Raw genomic sequence first — 17,820 nt, forward strand, 5'->3', positions numbered from 1 at the left:
CTTATCTCTTCTTTTAACAACTCACTATGATGGCCGTTTTGTACCCAGATGCAGTTCTTTAGGTAACATCTGCTTTAACATTAAGTCATCCAGGCTTTTGAATTGATAACCTTGTTCTTTTAAATCATCGATTAAATAAGCCAATGCATCCGCATTATCTTGTGAAACGGTATGCATTAATACAATGGCACCTGGATGAATCTGATCCATGACTTGCTTATACGCATGTTCCCAGCCTTGCTCCGATCCTTGGTTCCAATCAACGAATGCAAGCGACCAGAATATATGGGTATAACCCAGCTCACCGGCCCATTCCAGAGTCGTTTCATTAAAAGTTCCCTTCGGCGGGCGAATATATTTCACATTTACTTGTTGATCGATTTCTTTTAATTTATCGGTTAATACTGTTACATCCTTAGTGAATGCCTTATTTGATAAAGCAGTAAAATCACGATGCCCATCGGAATGATTTCCAATAATATGATTGTCTTTTATCATTCGTTTGACCAGTGATGGCTGATCAGTAACATAATGACCGGTTAAGAAGAAAGTCGCTGGTACGTTTTTCTCTGCTAATACATCAAGAATTTGTTTAGTATATCCTGCCTCATAACCATTGTCAAAGGTTAAATAGATATCCTTATCGCCAGATGGGTCTACATAGAAGGCGTCATATTTGGCTAAGATTGCTTCAAATTTTCCTACTTCAGGTGGCTGATGATCGGCAGCTTTCTTATATCCCCAGCCATAACTTACTGCTTCAGCTTGCAAAGGAAAAAGAAATAAACCAATCAAGAGCAATACATATAATTTTTTCATAAAAACTCACCTTTTTTTCTTTTATTTTGACATCCAGGCAGTTTTTTATGCTTTTTTACACTAAAATAATGCTGGCAATCCAGCCAAAAATAAACAACGAAGCAAAAGTAGATACGGAACCTTTGAATTGGTTCCAGATCCAAATCATTCCATAGGTTTAAGCCTATTTCGAGTCTATGGTGATGAACCCTTTCTAAATAACTTAAGGCGTGCATATCATACTCAGACAAACACACTTTAGTAAATCCAAGTATCAATGGCTCAGGTTAATCACTTCCAACTTCTCAGTAATGTTGACAGATTCCTCTATCGTCCGAATCATCGAACAATTTTTCCTGGCGACTTCTAAAGCTTTTTCTAATTGATCTTTTTTTAGTTGGGAACCCTTAACAACAAATTGCAATTCGATAGCCGTAATCTTATTGGCGTGTTGAGGTGATCGTTCCACATCTGCAGTAATCTTTAAATCATCAATATCGATCCGCTTCTTTTTTAACACCTTACAGAACACAGAAGCGCTACAGCCTGTCACCGAAGCTACCATTAATTCAAATGGGCGGTAACCATTATCTTCATTACCAGCAATATCTAATTCTCCATAAGCCAAATTAGTCCTTACCCCACCTTGTTTCAGATAAAATTCCATTGCCTTCCCTCCTTGTTCCCTTGTTATAGTTAGTTTACCACACTCTGATAATCGATAAGCTTGATCACGAAAATAAGCTAGGCAGATGTTCTCCTGCCTAGCTTACGGATGACGCACGTATTGCCTTTCTCTCTTTCTTCTGAGCGAACAAGGCATTGATCTCACCGCCAACGATGATAATAATACCCGACAGGTAGAACCAGAACATCATAATGATTACCCCACCGAGACTGCCATATGTCGCAGAATAATTTGCCATATTGGATACATAATAAGAAAAACCTAATGACGTTAATTGCCAAAAAACCGTTGCAAACAACGCACCTAGATAAGTATGTCTAAAGTAAACGTGTTTACTCGGTGCCATTTTGTATAACATAATCAACACAATAAAAAATACAACAGAAGAAACTACCCAGCGCAAGGTATTCCATAAACTAACAAAATCATCCGATAGACCGATCAAAGAAAAGATATACTCTCCGATCATCCGTCCAAAAATGGGTAAAGCAAATGCCATAATGATGACACCAATCATAGCAATCGTTAAAATAATCGAAATACCTCTTGCAATAAGAAATGGACGTGCTTCTTCAATATCATAGGCAGAGTTAAAAGAACGTATTAAAGCATTAATACCATTAGAAGCGGACCAAAGTGTACCAATAATACCAATGGATAACAATCCACCATTACGATTATTCATTACTTCTGAAATCGTACTATTTAACAAATTCACGATATCAGCAGGAGCGTAATCCGATAAGAAATTGATTACATCAATATCTTCAAAGGGTAAATAACCCATCAAGGTGACGAAGAAAATCATAAATGGAAACAAGGATAACAGAAAGAAATAAGATAACTGTGCCGACAACCCTGGGACATCGTGTCTCGAAATACGAGCTATCAATTGTTTAACGAACTGAACGAAACGATTGTCAGCTAGATTCATGTTCATCTCGCTCAAGTAGTTTATTGCTTGCCGATTGTACTTGATTAAGGATATCTAACACAGATGTCAGGGTAGCGGAAAGTTGTTTCGAATATTGTGTATATTGATTATTCAATTGTTGAACCGCCTCAACCGGGTTATGCAGATAAAAGGACACTTGGCTGCCGCAATTTTTTACTCCTTTTGTTACATAATTTCTTGTATCTTTATTTGTTAATGTCAGAAGACCACCTACTACTGCACCGGCGATTACTCCTTTTATTACTTTATCTCTACTCATGATTTCAACTCTTTTCTCTATATTTTTTTATAGGACGAGTCCTGTTGGTTAGATATATAATAAAATAATTGCTCACAACCGGACTGGACTAATTCATACGTGTAATCAAAATTATTCGTAAAATAAGGGTCTGGAATATTGTTTTCTTCCATGTCGTCAACAAAATCCATTAACTTTTTCACAGTGACAGTCTCTTCTGCATAATTAAACCGAGACATTTCATCGATATTTTGCTGATCCATGGCTATGATATAATCAAAGTTAGCAAAATCATCTGCTGTCAATTTCCGAGCATGCTGTTCCTGATAAGAAATACCCTTTTCATCCAATTTATGTCTGGTACCCTCATGGGGCTGGCTGCCGATATGCCAATCACCTAAACCTGCAGAATCAATGATAAATTTCTCTTCCACTCCTTTGTCCTTCACTAATTGACGAAATACCGCTTCAGCCATGGGTGATCGGCAGATATTTCCCAAGCAAATAAACAACACCTTAATCATATGATACCACCATACCTCTCCTGTTAATCCTATTTCTGCTATCATTTATTGCTAATAGTACTAGAACAATCGTTGCAACTTATTACTATATTTTCGAACAGAACGATTCTGCTTCCATTTTCTTTTATCGATTAAAATTTGAAATTGAATTTCCTTTTCCGATATCCGTTTTCTAATATCTGCTTGCTCCTCTGCATTCGTGCAGGCATTTAATAAATCCCTTAATGACATTAACTCTTTGTTGATTTCTGCTTCTTCTGGAAGATAACCACTGTTTTTCATGATTCGATAGCTCATTCGCAGATCTTCTGGTACACCAGCCAAAGGGTCTTGACGTTGAGGTTTTCCTTTCCCCTCCAATTGATCAAAATCACCGTCAGCAATTGCTTGTTTAATCCGCTCTTCTGCCATTTGCGAAATGAAATCCACTATATACCATCCTTTCCCCTCACTATCATTACCAGTTCCAATTGCTCGGTAATTGCTGTAAACACTGATAAAGGTTGCGATATTGAAGTGAGGCTGATTGTAGTTCTTCTACAAACAGTATACATAAGAATGTCTTTCTTTTCATTGGTTAGCTTTTATAAAAATGAATATTTTACTATTTCAACAACCGTCATAATTTATTTTTTTCATAAGAATAATTATGTATTAGAGTGAGTTTTTTTATATAGGGAAGAGTATAAACAATGACTTACACATTTTATATGCGTTTTATTTACTTAACAATAGCTAATCAATAAACTGGAGGTTACATCATGTTCTCAACAACTGAAATTGGAATTGACTTAGGTACAGCAAATATACTAATTTATACTAAAAACAAAGGTATTATTTTAAACGAGCCCTCTGTCGTGGCAGTGGATACGTCTACGAATCAAGTCGTAGCAGTAGGAAATGAAGCAAAAGAAATGGTTGGGAAAACACCACGTAATATTGTTCCAATCCGTCCATTAAAGGATGGCGTGATTGCTGATTTTGATCGTACCACTCAAATGTTAAAAGCTTTTCTCAAAAAAGTGAGTAAAAAGGCTGGTGTATCAATGCGTAAGCCTAGTGTCGTTGTCTGCACCCCATCTGGGAGCACGGCAGTAGAGCGCCGAGCGATTGATAATGCGGTCAAAAATTTTGGTGCAAAAGAAGTACATCTTATCGAAGAACCTGTGGCGGCTGCCATTGGTGCGGACTTGCCAGTAGCAGAACCACAAGCAAGTATGATTGTCGATATTGGCGGCGGCACAAGCGAAGTGGGAATCATTTCCTTTGGCGGTGTGGTTGCCAGCCGTTCTGTGCGAGTTGGTGGTGATCATATGGACGAAGAGATTATCCAATATATCAAAAAGAAATATAATATCCTCATCGGGGAAAGCACAGCAGAACGTGTCAAGATTGAGATCGGGAACGCCGTGGACGGTCACCGAGAAGAAACAATGGATGTTCGAGGTCGTGATCTTGTCACAGGTTTACCTAAAGTGGTGACCATTCATTCAAGCGAAATTCATCACGCTATCAAAGAAGTGTTAGAATCCATTTTCCAGGCTATAACGGAAACACTTGAAGATTGCCCTCCTGAGTTGAGCGGCGATATTGTCGACCAAGGGATTACTATAACTGGCGGAGGTGCCTTATTAAAAGGAATGCAGGATTGGCTCGGCGAAGAAGTAAATGTACCGGTTCATCTTGCGAGCAGCCCCTTAGAATCTGTAGCGGTTGGAACCGGTCGATCCTTACAAATGATTCAAAAACTGCAAAAAGCGGCAAAATAATATGGAAATACCGGGCTTGACGGATTTAGCTATAAGAGGTTGTTCTTACGGACAGCATTTGGCGATTTGACGTTTTTTTGTCCGTTAGATTTATTCTTACAGACAGTATTTCGCGTTTGTGCGTTTTTTTGTCCGTGAGATCCATTCTTACAGACAGTATTTCGCGTTTTGCCGGTTTTTTGTCCGTGAGATTTACTCTTACGGACAGTATTTCGCGTTTTGCTGGTTTTTTGTCCGTGAGATTTATTCTTACGGACTCAGGAGCGTGTTTTCCTCTCCCTAGTCCGCGAGATGATGGGCAACATAGCACGCTGTCCATCATCATTTTTATCCTTGTTATTCAAAAGGCCATTCTGAAAGGCTGTTCATCGTGAATGTTGGTTGCTGTTCGATAACCTCGAGGTCTTCTGCAGTCGTTACACCTGTATGCACCAACAAGGAATCGATGTCTGCACGAATACCTGCCAGGATGTCTGTATCGTAATTGTCACCTATCATTAGGGTGTCTTGCTTTGTTGTGCCCAACACTTCTATCGCTTGTTCCACAATAATCGATTCTGGCTTGCCGATAAAAGTTGGTGTTACACCAGTGGATACAGACAAAACAGAAATCAATGAGCCTGCACCTGGTAAGAAGCCGCGCTCAGTTGGCAGTGCAACATCGCCATTTGTGGCTACAAACTGGGCACCGGATCGAATATTCAAAACTCCCTTAGTCAATTTTTCATAAGTGATAGTGCGGTCCAAACCCATTACAACAAAATCAGCATCCTCTTCCACTAATTCCAGTCCGCATTCTTCAAGAGCTAGGTGCAGTCCCTCCTCGCCAATGGCGTAGACTTTCCCATTAGGCTTTTGTTCTTTCAGATAATGAGCGGTTGCCATACTCGTGGTAAAGACATGTTCTGCTGTACTTGGTACTCCCATGCTTTGCAACTTTTCAGAGACATCTCGGGGATGTTTAGTGGAATTGTTGGTTACAAACAAATAGGGTAGCTTTTTTTCTTCCAATTTTTGCACAAAAGAGATTGCCTCTTCAATAGGCTCTGTTCCTTTATACATGGTTCCATCTAGGTCAATTAAAAATCCTTTATATTGTTTCATCGTGTCCTCCTAAATTTTTTAAAAATTCTATGTATTTTATTTGTTATTTTCATAATAAATGATAGTATATATTTATGACAATTGACAACTAGCACTATAGTTGATTGTTATCAGGTGGAATAATTCCATTGAAGTTTATAACATGCTACAATAGTAAAGTATGATGCCTGATAAATTTTACTTTATCACTGTAGTTGCTACATGATTATAGCATATCGTGACACATATGCATATAACTCGTAAATAAACTAGAAGAAAGGTAGTTAAAGTCAATGACAACGAATAACCCGAAAGCAGTAATCGTAATATTTGGTGCGACAGGGGATCTTGCAAATAGAAAACTTTACCCTTCCATTTACAGACTTTATCGTAATGGAAAATTATCTGATAATTTTGCAGTAATTGGTGTAGCAAGACGTCCGTGGACAAATGAAATTTTTCATGAAAAGGTGAAGGAGTCCATCGATAGCTTCGATGATCCTCATATTGATAAAGATGAATTTGCCAGTCATTTCCATTACAACCCATTTGATATTCAAGACTTGGAACACTATCAAGAACTGGAGAACTTAATTAAAGAGCTAGATGCCAAACATGAAACAGAAGGTAATCGTCTCTTCTATTTCTCCATGGCACCTAATTTCTTTGGTACATTAGCCGCGAACCTTAAATCAGAGGGATTGACTACAACAGAAGGCTGGACTCGCCTTGTGATTGAAAAGCCATTTGGCCACGATTACCAGTCAGCAAAAGAACTGAATGATCAGATTCGTGAAGCATTTAACGAAGATCAAATCTATCGTATCGACCACTATCTTGGTAAGGAAATGGTGCAAAATATTGAAGTGATCCGTTTTGCCAATGCCTTGTTTGAACCTTTATGGAATAATCAATACATTTCCAACATTCAAATCACTTCCAGTGAAGTACTGGGTGTAGAAGAACGCGGCCGTTATTATGACAGCGCTGGGGCACTCAAGGATATGGTGCAAAATCATATGCTGCAAATGCTTGCATTGATCGCGATGGAACCACCAATTAAATTGACGCCTGATGAGATTCGCAGTGAAAAAGTGAAAGCATTAAGGGCGTTACGCGTCTTCAATGAAGATGAAATTGATCAGCACTTTGTTCGTGGGCAATATGATAATGGAACGGTTAATGGAGAAGAAGTTGCCTCTTATCGTGAAGGTAATGGTGTAGATCCTGAATCGAACACGGACACCTTTGTTGCTGCTAAACTGATGATTGATAATTTCCGCTGGGCAGGTGTCCCTTTCTATATTCGTACTGGAAAGCGTATGAAAGAGAAGTCAACCCAAATCGTTGTTGAATTCAAGGATTTGCCTATGAACCTTTATTATGGCCAAGGAAATGAAACACAGTCCAACTTATTGGTGATTCATGTACAGCCTCATGAAGGTATTACCTTACATGTAAATGCCCGAAAAGGAGATTATAATGCTTCTTCTACTCCGATTGCATTAAGCTATGACAACAACGCAAAGGATAAAATGAATACACCGGAAGCTTATGAAATCCTCTTGCATGATTGTATGCGCGGTGATTCTACAAACTTTACCCACTGGGATGAAGTAGCACTTTCCTGGAAATTTGTTGATGTGATTGCAGATGCATGGGCTAGTAAAAAAGCTGACTTCCCTAATTACAAGTCTGGAACTAACGGACCTAAAGAGGCTGATATGCTTTTAAATAAAGACGGTCTTGAGTGGTGGAACGTTAAACCTGAATAAGCACCTTAAAACAACCTATTCCAATCGAGGGATAGGTTGTTTTTTATGCTAAGATTTAAGAAAGCTTATAACAAAGACGCCGACATAAAGCCGGCGTCTTTGTCGATTCTTTTAAATTAATCTTCCAACCATTCGGTGTGGAATACTCCTTCTTTATCTACACGTTGATACGTATGGGCACCAAAGTAATCACGCTGTGCTTGAAGTAGATTTGCTGGCAATGTCGCTGTACGATAGCTATCATAATAAGCTAATGCACTAGCAAAACCTGGAACTGGAATACCGCGTTCCATCGCAATGGAAAGTACCTTACGCAATGATGTTTGATAGCTCTCCACGATTTCTTGGAAATAAGGATCCAATAAAAGATTAGCCAAAGCTGGATCGCGATCATAAGCTTCTTTGATTTTTTGGAGGAATTGGGCACGGATAATACATCCGCCACGGAAGATCATCGAAATATCCCCATAACGCAAGTTCCAATCATTTTCCTCTGAAGCAGCACGCATTTGCGCAAATCCTTGAGCATAAGAAACAATCTTACTCATGTATAGTGCCTTACGGATGGCTTCGACTAACTCATCTTTATCCCCTTCATAAGGCTTGTCTTGTGCAGATGGTCCTTGTAATACTTTGCTTGCCGCTACACGTTCTTCCTTCATAGCGGAAATAAAGCGTGCAAACACAGACTCTGTGATAACAGGTAATGGTACACCCAAATCTAGTGAGCTCTGGCTCGTCCATTTACCTGTACCTTTTTGTCCAGCGGTATCAAGAATGACATCCACCATTGGCTTGCCTGTTTCTTTATCTTTTTTCTTGAAGATGTCAGTAGTGATTTCGATCAGATAACTATCCAATTCACCCTTGTTCCACTCTTTAAATACCTCATGTAATTCTTCGGCTTCTAAACCAAGTACATGCTTGAGAATGAAATAGGCTTCACAAATCAGCTGCATATCCCCATATTCAATGCCATTATGTACCATCTTTACATAATGTCCTGCACCATTCGGACCGATATAGGTAACACATGGATCACCATTTACTTTAGCAGAAATAGCTTCAAAAATCGGTGCTACTTTTTCATATGCTTCTTGTTGACCACCTGGCATAATCGAAGGTCCTTTAAGTGCACCTTCTTCTCCACCGGATACACCAGTACCGATAAAGTGGATGCCAGATTCATCAAGTTCTGCATTACGACGCATCGTATCCTTGAAGAATGTATTACCACCATCAATCAATATATCCCCTTTGTCTAAAAGAGGTTTTAAAGAGGCAATCGTTGCATCCGTTGCTGGTCCTGCTTGTACCATTAGCATTATTTTACGAGGCTTTTCTAACGAATCAACGAATTCCTCAATCGTTTCTGAACCTACGAAGTTTTTACCTTTTGCTTCATTATTTAAGAAGTCTTCTGTTTTTTGATAAGTACGGTTAAATACTGCTACGGAATAACCCCTGCTTTCTACATTAAGGGCCAGGTTTTTTCCCATAACAGCAAGACCAATGACACCAAATTGCTGTTTAGCCATGCTCTTATTCGCTCCTTTTCATTATTACTATAATATTTTCCCTCTCTATTTTACCATAAATAAAGGATAAATGCCTTCCATTTCGTATGACGGATCAAAATCGTGCACTCTCTTAGAGTACCCATCTTTCAATGGCCTGCGCTACTCCATCTTGAGTGTTAGCCGCCGTTTGCTGATTGGCTACTTTTTTAACAGGTTCTTGTGCATTACCCATTGCGATACCCAAGCCAGCTTCTTCAATCATTTTAATATCATTCAAGCTATCGCCGACTGCCATTACTTGATTCATTGTTATCCCTAACCGCTCACAAATGGTCTCAATAGCGGCTGCCTTATTGACTCCTATCGCGTTCACTTCAATATTGGTGGGACTGGAATTACTCACTTCGACATCATCCCATTCTGCTAGTGTCTTGACAATGAGCTCCTTTGTTGTTGGATCATTCGTGTCAAAACCGAACTTCAGCCATTGATGTGCCAGTAAATCAGTCGGTACTTCCCCACGCCATAAATCTGTTACGGAGGCTAGCCAGGCCCAAACATTATGTTCATCTTTTATATCAACGAGCTTTTTTATCGTGTTAGGTTGGATGGTTTGTCGAGAAATAAGCTCACCTGACAATGTCCAAATCTCACTTCCATTCACCGTAATCAAATAATCAATCCCTAATGCCTCTGCGACTTTGGAACTTGTTTGATAATGTCTCCCCGTTGAAATAATGACCTCAACACCTTTTTTCTGTGCTTGCTTTATTGCATGTTGATTTCTTTCTGATACTTGATGGTCTGCTCCTAGCAATGTACCATCCATGTCCAGGGCAATTAGTTTGATATCCTTTGTCATGTATGTACTCCTTTCCATATCAGTTCTCCTTATATTTTAAGGCAAACGAAGAAATTTAGCAAAAACAGTGGCTATACATTAAGTGAAATTCTATTTCAAGGGAAAGAAGGCATGTTAGATAAATAAAGAAAATTTGATAGCAAGGCATAATAATGCTATATTTTAATGTAATGAAGATCAGGTATAATCCTTTCATCTCCAAATGAAACCAAACCTACGTCTTTAGTGAAGGACATTTTTATCAGAATAAAATCATAAAAAGGATGATCAGAATGGCAAAACGAGCAGTAGTAAGTGTGGTTGGCAAGGATCAGATAGGTATTATTTCCAAAGTCACAACCGTCCTTTCTGAAAACGAGATGAACATCTTGGATATTAGTCAAACCATTTTACAGGATTTCTTTACGATGATCATGTTAATTGATATCAAGGATACTAATAATTTAAACATGCTGCAGAAGCAATTCAAGCCAGTCGAAAATGAGTTAGGCTTAAAAATCAGCATCCAATTAGAGGATGTATTTCAAGCAATGCATCGTGTGTAGGAGGAATAAACATGCCAATTGGTTTTACAGAAATACAAGAGACCATTCGAATGGTCGAAATGGAACACCTCGATATTCGTACCGTTACGATGGGAATCAGTCTACGTGATTGTGCTGATCATGACTTTGCCAAAGTAAAGGAACAGGTGTATCAGAAAATTACTACCACTGCCCAAAACTTGCAGGCTACAGCGAATCAAGTGGCTCAAGAATATGGTGTGCCGATTATTAATAAACGTATCGCCATCTCCCCTGTTTCTGAATTGTTAGGGCATGCTACCAAGGAAGAAGCTGTTGAACTTGCTATTACATTGGATAAAGCGGCTCAAGCATTAGAAGTTGATTTTATTGGTGGTTTTTCTGCCCTCGTACATAAAGGAATTTCTAAAGGAGACCAGGTTTTATTAGATGCCCTCCCTGAGGCATTAAGTCAAACAGAGCGAGTCTGTTCCTCCATCTCGGTGGCAACGACTCGTACAGGGATCAATATGGATGCAGTCGCGCAAATGGGTAAGATTATTCACGAAACTGCAGAATTCACCAAAACAGATAATAGTATCGGTTGCGCCAAACTGGTTGTTTTCTGTAATCCGGTTGAGGATAACCCATTTATGGCAGGGGCATTCCATGGTGCAGGAGAAGGTGAGACGGTGTTAAGTGTTGGAGTCAGCGGACCTGGTGTTGTACTGAATGCACTCAAACGCTACCCTGATGCGGACCTTGGCCAGGTGGCGGATGTGATTAAAAACACCGCCTTCAAAATCACCCGAGCCGGTGAGCTGATTGGACGTGTCGTGGCTGATCGTTTACAAGTACCATTCGGCATTATGGATTTATCCTTGGCACCCACGAACGCACTTAATGACAGTGTGGCAGAAATCTTAGAAGAGATTGGACTAGAACGTGTGGGAACGCATGGAACGATTGCGGCCTTGGCCTTAATGAACGATGCCGTCAAAAAAGGTGGTGCGATGGCCAGTTCATATGTGGGTGGACTTAGCGGGGCGTTCATCCCAGTAAGTGAAGACAATGGTATGATTCGCGGTATTGAGGATGGTGCGCTTAACCTTTCGAAATTAGAGGCGATGACCTGTGTCTGTTCAGTTGGCTTAGACATGATTGCATTAGAAGGTTCCGCTAGTCCGGAGACACTAGCTGCGATTATTGCAGACGAGGCCGCGATCGGTATGATCAACAAAAAAACAACGGCGATAAGGATCATCCCTGTGATAGGAAAAGAAGCAGGAGATATCGTTGAATTTGGTGGTTTACTTGGACGTGCACCCATTATCGGTGTCAATAACTTTAACTCGGACAAGCTGATCAAGCGTGGCGGGCGAATTCCGGCACCGCTTCAATCACTGATTAATTAACAAAAGAAAAGCAGAAGAAGCTTTTCTTTTGTTTTATTTTGATTACTTGGCGTGTTGCAAGTCCATCACCGTTTATTGATTTGACTAAAAAAGGTATATCCCGTACCCTCCCAATCCTCTGTTACTACTTTTTTTGTTAGATAGTTCCCATCTGTATACTGTTCGATCATCTTTTGCCAAAATTTATCCGCAACCTGGTTTTCAGGATGTACAAGTATTTCCCAGTGTGCGGTGAATTGTTGAAAAATCAGAGCAGCTGCTTTAGAACCGACTCCTGTCTTTCGATATTTGCGCATAATGAAAAACTCTCCGATAGAACGAGCATTATCCTCCTTCGATATATGGCAATGATCATTAACTAGTACAAATCCAGCCAATTTTCCATCCACTAGCACAAAAAATGGGGATCTGCCAGCTTCCGTCCAATAATGATCCAAGTAGCGATAGCCATAGAAACCATACAGATTCACATCAATCCCAGTGAATTCGCTAAAGTCATATGAATATAGTTCCATTAATTGTCTTAGCACGGATTTTTCACTTTCTTGTACTAATCTAATTTGGATATTTCCAGACATCAAACAGCACCTCTCTCTTCCCAACTAAGCTTAGAAATAAATGAATATCTAACTACTACAGCCTTAAAAGAGTTATTTCATGTTTATTTCCGCTGGATAAGATTAACGGTTAATGTAATGATAAAAGCCAGCACACATGGCACGAGCATTGCAATGATAAAACCAGCAGGATTGTTGGCTAACAATGGTGCTGTGAAAGTTGGCACATAGGCCGTTCCCCTGATATCAAAAAAGCCAACTAAAGCGCCACCGATTCCAGCTGAAAGCAACGCACCGCCAAATATCCATTTGCTCGAAAACATAAACGGATAGGCTGATTCCACAAACGTTCCAAACCCCATATTAATCGCAAACCCCGGGGCTGCGACGGCTGCCTCACTTTTTTCACGAGGTTTAATAATATTGGCAAGATTAATACCAGCTGCCACCATCACCAATCCGACCATATCGACCGCGCCCAAAAAACTATTACCTGTTTGCTCCATATCCAATAGCACAATTGGGAGAATCGCCGCATGATAAATACCGCCAATGATAGCTGGCCAAATCAAGATACCTGCAATAGCTCCGGCGACGATGGGATTAAACGCAATCGTCGTTTCAAGCAGCCATTTAATACCATCCCCAATATATAAAGCAACCGGAGCGATCAAATAGAATACCAATAATCCGGCGATAAGCCCCGATATTCCTCCGGCTCCAATATTAACGGTTGTCATCGGGAAACGCCATTCGACAAATTTTCGAAATAACAGCCTCACGGTTAAGCCAGCCAATATACCGCCAACTAAACCACCAATAATTCCTCCATCTACCGATAAGATACCTGCAATAACGCCAGCTACAATCGATACCTCGTCTAATTCAGAAATCTGTTTGGCAGCAATAACGGCAATCATAACTGGTAAAGCACCTAATAACACATCAAACACATCGCCTAATGCTCCTAAACCCGGAATCTTGCTTAATGCTAATACTAACGCCAAAGCGATAAAACCTGGTAACGAGGCCATCATAATACCGCGGATGCTGATATTTCGCAAACCGCTCCCGTTGGATAACTCACGATCCCCGCTCCCCAAAATCGGCCGGTAGGTAAGCTGAAATTCTTTACTTAACGAGGTGATGAAGGAAACCGCCCTTGTCCTATTAGTCGTTCCCGTTGTGCCAGAAGTGGAAATGACACGACAACCCATGGAAGCAATAGCCGCCATCGAAGTCCCACCTGTTCCCACAATAGGTATCTTTGTTTCCGCTGCGGCCGATAAGGCATTTAGATTGGCTCCTTCTGGATCACCGCTCATGACAATTAGCCCGTCAATATCCCCTGCTCTTATCTGTTTGGCAATCGCTTGGTCGATTTCTTTCGTTCGTTCATTAATATCTATTAATAAATTACTTTTCCCTGGGTGCATGCCTTGTTCATTCTTCTCCCAGATAGCTGCCTCGGTAGTCTCTTTGATAGCATCCATTGACTCATTGGCTGCAATAAATTGAACAGCTGTAATCGAAATGCCTGCACTCTCTGCTTGTTTCTCTATCTCTTCTAATAATTGCTGTGGATGTTTTCCTCCCAGATTATACAGGTTTCCCCCACTGCTTCCTATAATTGCTATTCTTTTCATATTGTGCCCCCATGTTCCTTAAAATGATGCAACTTCCTTTATTATAAGAAAAGATAGGCTGAGATACCAGTCTATTATCTGAATATTTTTTCTTTTAAAAGAATTATCTTGTTTTATCTCTCTACTCCCTGTTAAGATAGTAATATCACGATGAAGGACAGTTAAGCCCTATCATTTCAGGAGGTGCATTCGTGTGCAGCAACTAATATTTACCGAAGCTTGGGATCGTACAATCAGTTCTCAGGATCGCCAAAGACTGGAAACTCTTTTTCAACAAACGAAGGATACGGCACATCATGATCTGTCCTTTACCATCGTTCATATAGCGGTCAATCATCACAACCACCTACTTGTTACTGTACTTATCCATAACACTTCGAACCAAACCATTGATTTGACATGCGAGACCATACATTTGCTATCAAATAAACAATTTCTGTCCAAGCTCTCCATCACCGATCCCAGACTGCGACTCCCGACAAACACAAGCATGCCATGGACATTTATCTTCACCGATGTTACACAGCCTGCAGAGATTGACTCTTCATCTATGGAAATGGTTACGCAGGCTTAAGAAACAATAAAACAAAGAACTTTTTTATAATGTTATTTGGTATTAATAAAGTCAACCATCAAGCGAAGCAAGAAGATAAAATCAAGAAAGTTGACGCCCTTATACCTCTTTTATAAAGATGTTTTCTGAATTCACAGATGCGATCACACCCAGTCTTTTAGTACTAACCAAAACAAATAGCACTGTCGGTAAAATAGATAAGTAAGTTGGTTGGTCGATCTATTTTTATCAGCTTTTTCTTATAGTTAGGAAGTGTTATACCCGAATCTCGCCATTGCAATACTTGCTTTGCCTGTTACAAAAAAGCATTCCATCGGTAAACGGAATGCTAGTCGTTAGTGACCTCAATCAAGCTGAATTGACTTTGGTTTAAAAAACGAATGGGAGCACCTGTCGTACCAAGGCCACTGTCAATATATAAATATTGCTGCTCACCCAAAGGATACAATCCTTTCTCTAATTTCGGAAAAAGCCCATCGTCTGGAGCGACAAGCGCGCCAATGATGGGGAACCTGATTTGCCCGCCATGTGTATGACCACTCAAAATCAAGTCAGCAGGAATTCCTGCATAATGTTGTGTCACATTCGGTGTATGAGATAACAAAATGGTATATTGGTCTGTATCTACTTGATGAAAAGCCTGTCGTAGGTCTTCACGTTCTGTCGAGGCGTCATCAATACCAACTAAATTAACGCTTACCCCATTGAGCTCCACTTGTTCACTAGCATTGTGAAGAATTGTTACACCCCTAGACGCTAACTCATTCATTAATAAACCATAGTGACAATTTTCCCATTCATGATTACCAGTGACAAAGAAAAGCTGTGGATTCACCTCTAACAAGCGATCCACCAAGCTTAACACATCCTGCAATTCATCCGTTTTTCGATCGACTAAATCACCGGTTATTACGATGATATCGGCCTTTGTTTGCTCAATTTCTGCCACAAGCTTGTCATTATTATCGCGGAACACCTTGTTATGGACATCCGTCAACTGTAAAATTTGAAAACGATCTCCCTTTTCCAGCTTTTCACTCTCTAGTTGCATCTTATTCAGCTTAAATATACTCGTATCCCTGTATACCTTTACCGTAATCATCACCAACAATAAGCATATCGTCAAAAGATGAAAGCCTTTCTTTTTGTAAAAAGGTTTCGATGGTTTATTCGACATATTTCTCACTTTCCTCTCGCTCGACTACCATTCAACAGTGTGCTTACTATATATCTGATATACATAGAGGCAATATTGATATTTGTCAAATCTACTAAAGAGCGGCTGCCCACCACATCTTCTATTTCATTAAGCAACAGCCTTCCTTTTTCATCAAAAACAAAATCAATTCCGATAAAATCGGCCGGTAAAATATCCATAATCTGTTTGACCACATTTTTTTCTTGTTCAGATAAGGTATACAACTTAATCGTTCCACCTAATGAATAATTGGACTTAAAATCATGATCAGAAGAGCGCAGAACTGCTCCAATTATTTCATTTCCCATCACAAACACACGTAAATCTTTGCCATATACAGCAGCTGCTTGGACTATATATTGTTCCCCATCTACGTTAGGCAGGTCCTTTTGCTGTTCTATTTTATACACTTGTTTTCCGCTTCTGCCTTTTGCTTCTTTCAGTATAAACGGGTGCTCCATCGCATAAGCATTCACTTGATCTTTTGCCAAGAAATAGGTGTCCGCCATCGCAATACCATAACTACCAAAGAGCTGATGTGTCTTGGCCTTATTGTTAGCAATCTCGGCTACCCTCGCCTTATTAAAAACTGGTATCTGTAAGTATTCAAATTGCTGGGATAATAGAGAGTCCATCACCCGCATCATAACAAAATCAGGAAGAGTAGAGCATGCATCTACAAATAGCTCACCATCCCTTACACCATAGGAAAGGGTATGATAGAGCACAAGCTTGAGGTTAATACCTTGTTCAATCGCTTCTTCTTGCAGCCATGTGATAAACCCTTGATTCCTCTCTGCGTCTTCCTCTCGATAAATCAACCATCCCTTCATGATAATTGCTCCTTAATATAAGAAAGCATATCCTTTGTTATATCTATCCCTGTACAATCATAGATATTCTTAAAATGAGCGTTTGAATTGATTTCACAAACAATCGGCTCTTGCTTGGGACCAAACAATAAATCCACTCCGGCAAAATCGGCACCAACCAACTGACTAGTTTTTATGGCTAATGCTTCCTCCTCCTTGGTTGGCTGATAAGGAAACATCTGCCCGCCCGCTGTTACGTTTGCCCGGAAGTCATCGTCTGATTTTCGCAGCATCGACGCCACGACCCGATCACCAACCACATGCAGACGGATATCTTTACCATAGCTTGATGGGAGATATTCTTGAAAAATATAGGGAGTGTTACCGAGTTCACGAACCTTTTTTCGTAATACCTCTTCATTTTCAATATAATAAACTTGCTCACCAAATGATCCGAATGCTTCCTTAATAATCATCGGAAATCTGATTGTCTCCATTACCTTCTGTAGGTGGCGATCATCCTCCAGCTTTACATATACCTTTGGCGCAATAATCGTTCGAGGCATTGGAACACCATGGCTGGCTAGCTCTACATGGGTCAATGCCTTATCATCACAAATTTCAATCGTTCTGGCGCTGTTAAAAAGGCGTATCCCTTGATGCTCCAGCTGTCTGGCTAAAAACAAGTCCTTATCCCAAAAAAACACAAAATCCGGGGCTTGTTTGTCTGTCAACAAGGTAGGCCCGGTCTGATCGGTCATCACCAGCAGGTCATGGTTAGCGATTGCCTCCATTTCGATATTCAGTTGTTTGGCGCTATAGAGCAGCCATTCTACTTGTTCAGAGAATTTTTTGGTGTATAAATTGCCATTATAAACAATCCAGCCAGTTTTTCCCATCTCT

General features: G+C 40.1%; 19 protein-coding genes. 5 read left to right on the plus strand and 14 right to left on the minus strand.

Going from position 1 to position 17,820, the window contains the following annotated elements:
* Positions 1-24: 24 nt before the first annotated feature.
* The 6 genes from pdaA to E0E32_RS16290 all read right to left on the minus strand — a co-directional run bounded on the left by pdaA (position 25) and on the right by E0E32_RS16290 (position 3,632).
* On the minus strand, positions 25-819 hold the full coding sequence (pdaA, locus tag E0E32_RS16265; protein WP_066185852.1) for a delta-lactam-biosynthetic de-N-acetylase: 795 nt from the start codon (positions 817-819) through the stop codon (positions 25-27).
* A 253-nt stretch (positions 820-1,072) separates the two neighbouring features.
* Positions 1,073-1,465: an OsmC family protein gene (locus E0E32_RS16270; protein WP_066185858.1), complete on the minus strand. Its 393-nt coding sequence runs from the start codon at positions 1,463-1,465 to the stop codon at positions 1,073-1,075.
* Between the two features lie 97 nt (positions 1,466-1,562).
* The gene (locus E0E32_RS16275) at positions 1,563-2,420 is read right to left on the minus strand and encodes a YihY/virulence factor BrkB family protein (protein WP_130860235.1); all 858 of its coding nucleotides are present in this window, start codon (positions 2,418-2,420) and stop codon (positions 1,563-1,565) included.
* Complete coding sequence (locus E0E32_RS16280; protein ID WP_066185863.1) at positions 2,407-2,700, minus strand: YtxH domain-containing protein; 294 nt, start codon at positions 2,698-2,700, stop codon at positions 2,407-2,409. The genes E0E32_RS16275 and E0E32_RS16280 overlap by 14 nt, the downstream gene beginning before the upstream one ends.
* 17 nt (positions 2,701-2,717) lie before the next feature.
* The gene (locus E0E32_RS16285; RefSeq protein ID WP_350308634.1) at positions 2,718-3,248 is read right to left on the minus strand and encodes a low molecular weight protein-tyrosine-phosphatase; all 531 of its coding nucleotides are present in this window, start codon (positions 3,246-3,248) and stop codon (positions 2,718-2,720) included.
* A 15-nt stretch (positions 3,249-3,263) separates the two neighbouring features.
* Positions 3,264-3,632 carry a DnaJ family domain-containing protein gene (locus E0E32_RS16290; protein ID WP_078059864.1) on the minus strand — a complete coding sequence of 123 codons (369 nt, stop codon included), beginning with the start codon at positions 3,630-3,632 and terminating at the stop codon, positions 3,264-3,266.
* A 332-nt stretch (positions 3,633-3,964) separates the two neighbouring features.
* Between E0E32_RS16290 and mreBH the strand changes: the two genes are divergently transcribed.
* On the plus strand, positions 3,965-4,972 hold the full coding sequence (gene mreBH, locus E0E32_RS16295) for a rod-share determining protein MreBH (RefSeq protein ID WP_066185868.1): 1,008 nt from the start codon (positions 3,965-3,967) through the stop codon (positions 4,970-4,972).
* Positions 4,973-5,308: 336 nt separating this feature from the next.
* On the opposite strand, the gene E0E32_RS16300 is transcribed toward mreBH, so the two are convergent.
* Complete coding sequence (locus E0E32_RS16300) at positions 5,309-6,076, minus strand: TIGR01457 family HAD-type hydrolase (RefSeq protein ID WP_130860237.1); 768 nt, start codon at positions 6,074-6,076, stop codon at positions 5,309-5,311.
* Positions 6,077-6,348: 272 nt separating this feature from the next.
* Here E0E32_RS16300 and zwf point away from each other — a divergent pair, with 272 nt between their 5' ends.
* Positions 6,349-7,830 carry a glucose-6-phosphate dehydrogenase gene (gene zwf, locus E0E32_RS16305; protein ID WP_066185885.1) on the plus strand — a complete coding sequence of 494 codons (1,482 nt, stop codon included), beginning with the start codon at positions 6,349-6,351 and terminating at the stop codon, positions 7,828-7,830.
* A gap of 116 nt (positions 7,831-7,946) precedes the next feature.
* Here zwf and gnd read toward each other — a convergent pair whose 3' ends face one another.
* Positions 7,947-9,368: an NADP-dependent phosphogluconate dehydrogenase gene (gene gnd / locus E0E32_RS16310; RefSeq protein ID WP_066185891.1), complete on the minus strand. Its 1,422-nt coding sequence runs from the start codon at positions 9,366-9,368 to the stop codon at positions 7,947-7,949.
* 112 nt (positions 9,369-9,480) lie between these two features.
* Complete coding sequence (locus tag E0E32_RS16315; RefSeq protein WP_130860238.1) at positions 9,481-10,212, minus strand: Cof-type HAD-IIB family hydrolase; 732 nt, start codon at positions 10,210-10,212, stop codon at positions 9,481-9,483.
* 272 nt (positions 10,213-10,484) lie between these two features.
* Between E0E32_RS16315 and E0E32_RS16320 the strand changes: the two genes are divergently transcribed.
* Positions 10,485-10,757: an ACT domain-containing protein gene (locus tag E0E32_RS16320; RefSeq protein WP_066185895.1), complete on the plus strand. Its 273-nt coding sequence runs from the start codon at positions 10,485-10,487 to the stop codon at positions 10,755-10,757.
* A gap of 11 nt (positions 10,758-10,768) precedes the next feature.
* Positions 10,769-12,130, plus strand: coding sequence for a PFL family protein (locus tag E0E32_RS16325; RefSeq protein ID WP_130860239.1), 1,362 nt, complete (start codon positions 10,769-10,771; stop codon positions 12,128-12,130).
* A gap of 65 nt (positions 12,131-12,195) precedes the next feature.
* Here E0E32_RS16325 and E0E32_RS16330 read toward each other — a convergent pair whose 3' ends face one another.
* Positions 12,196-12,708: a GNAT family N-acetyltransferase gene (locus E0E32_RS16330; RefSeq protein ID WP_066185898.1), complete on the minus strand. Its 513-nt coding sequence runs from the start codon at positions 12,706-12,708 to the stop codon at positions 12,196-12,198.
* Positions 12,709-12,791: 83 nt separating this feature from the next.
* On the minus strand, positions 12,792-14,333 hold the full coding sequence (locus E0E32_RS16335) for a PTS sugar transporter (protein ID WP_066185903.1): 1,542 nt from the start codon (positions 14,331-14,333) through the stop codon (positions 12,792-12,794).
* A 193-nt stretch (positions 14,334-14,526) separates the two neighbouring features.
* Between E0E32_RS16335 and E0E32_RS16340 the strand changes: the two genes are divergently transcribed.
* The gene (locus tag E0E32_RS16340) at positions 14,527-14,907 is read left to right on the plus strand and encodes an SLAP domain-containing protein (protein WP_165445055.1); all 381 of its coding nucleotides are present in this window, start codon (positions 14,527-14,529) and stop codon (positions 14,905-14,907) included.
* Positions 14,908-15,235: 328 nt separating this feature from the next.
* Here the strand turns inward: E0E32_RS16340 and E0E32_RS16345 are convergent, their stop codons facing one another.
* The 3 genes from E0E32_RS16345 to E0E32_RS16355 are packed head-to-tail and all read right to left on the minus strand — an operon-like array spanning position 15,236 to position 17,816.
* The gene (locus E0E32_RS16345; protein ID WP_066185909.1) at positions 15,236-16,084 is read right to left on the minus strand and encodes a metallophosphoesterase; all 849 of its coding nucleotides are present in this window, start codon (positions 16,082-16,084) and stop codon (positions 15,236-15,238) included.
* Between the two features lie 5 nt (positions 16,085-16,089).
* Complete coding sequence (locus E0E32_RS16350) at positions 16,090-16,938, minus strand: ATP-grasp domain-containing protein (protein WP_130860241.1); 849 nt, start codon at positions 16,936-16,938, stop codon at positions 16,090-16,092.
* Complete coding sequence (locus E0E32_RS16355) at positions 16,935-17,816, minus strand: ATP-grasp domain-containing protein (RefSeq protein WP_130860242.1); 882 nt, start codon at positions 17,814-17,816, stop codon at positions 16,935-16,937. The genes E0E32_RS16350 and E0E32_RS16355 overlap by 4 nt, the downstream gene beginning before the upstream one ends.
* Positions 17,817-17,820 lie beyond the last annotated feature (4 nt).

The organism is Gracilibacillus phocaeensis (genome assembly GCF_900626275.1).
GTDB classification, from domain to species: Bacteria; Bacillota; Bacilli; order Bacillales; family Amphibacillaceae; genus Gracilibacillus; species Gracilibacillus timonensis.

Bases quoted from the DNA above. Each gene is read 5' to 3' on its own strand.
- E0E32_RS16350 (WP_130860241.1), bottom strand. From the start codon at position 16,938: ATGAAGGGATGGTTGATTTATCGAGAGGAAGACGCAGAGAGGAATCAA.
- E0E32_RS16345 (WP_066185909.1), bottom strand. From the start codon at position 16,084: ATGTCGAATAAACCATCGAAACCTTTTTACAAAAAGAAAGGCTTTCAT.
- zwf (WP_066185885.1), top strand. From the start codon at position 6,349: ATGACAACGAATAACCCGAAAGCAGTAATCGTAATATTTGGTGCGACA.
- E0E32_RS16315 (WP_130860238.1), bottom strand. From the start codon at position 10,212: ATGACAAAGGATATCAAACTAATTGCCCTGGACATGGATGGTACATTG.
- E0E32_RS16320 (WP_066185895.1), top strand. From the start codon at position 10,485: ATGGCAAAACGAGCAGTAGTAAGTGTGGTTGGCAAGGATCAGATAGGT.
- pdaA (WP_066185852.1), bottom strand. From the start codon at position 819: ATGAAAAAATTATATGTATTGCTCTTGATTGGTTTATTTCTTTTTCCT.
- E0E32_RS16280 (WP_066185863.1), bottom strand. From the start codon at position 2,700: ATGAGTAGAGATAAAGTAATAAAAGGAGTAATCGCCGGTGCAGTAGTA.
- E0E32_RS16275 (WP_130860235.1), bottom strand. From the start codon at position 2,420: ATGAATCTAGCTGACAATCGTTTCGTTCAGTTCGTTAAACAATTGATA.
- E0E32_RS16285 (WP_350308634.1), bottom strand. From the start codon at position 3,248: ATGATAGCAGAAATAGGATTAACAGGAGAGGTATGGTGGTATCATATG.
- E0E32_RS16330 (WP_066185898.1), bottom strand. From the start codon at position 12,708: ATGTCTGGAAATATCCAAATTAGATTAGTACAAGAAAGTGAAAAATCC.
- gnd (WP_066185891.1), bottom strand. From the start codon at position 9,368: ATGGCTAAACAGCAATTTGGTGTCATTGGTCTTGCTGTTATGGGAAAA.
- mreBH (WP_066185868.1), top strand. From the start codon at position 3,965: ATGTTCTCAACAACTGAAATTGGAATTGACTTAGGTACAGCAAATATA.
- E0E32_RS16335 (WP_066185903.1), bottom strand. From the start codon at position 14,333: ATGAAAAGAATAGCAATTATAGGAAGCAGTGGGGGAAACCTGTATAAT.
- E0E32_RS16325 (WP_130860239.1), top strand. From the start codon at position 10,769: ATGCCAATTGGTTTTACAGAAATACAAGAGACCATTCGAATGGTCGAA.
- E0E32_RS16355 (WP_130860242.1), bottom strand. From the start codon at position 17,816: ATGGGAAAAACTGGCTGGATTGTTTATAATGGCAATTTATACACCAAA.
- E0E32_RS16300 (WP_130860237.1), bottom strand. From the start codon at position 6,076: ATGAAACAATATAAAGGATTTTTAATTGACCTAGATGGAACCATGTAT.
- E0E32_RS16270 (WP_066185858.1), bottom strand. From the start codon at position 1,465: ATGGAATTTTATCTGAAACAAGGTGGGGTAAGGACTAATTTGGCTTAT.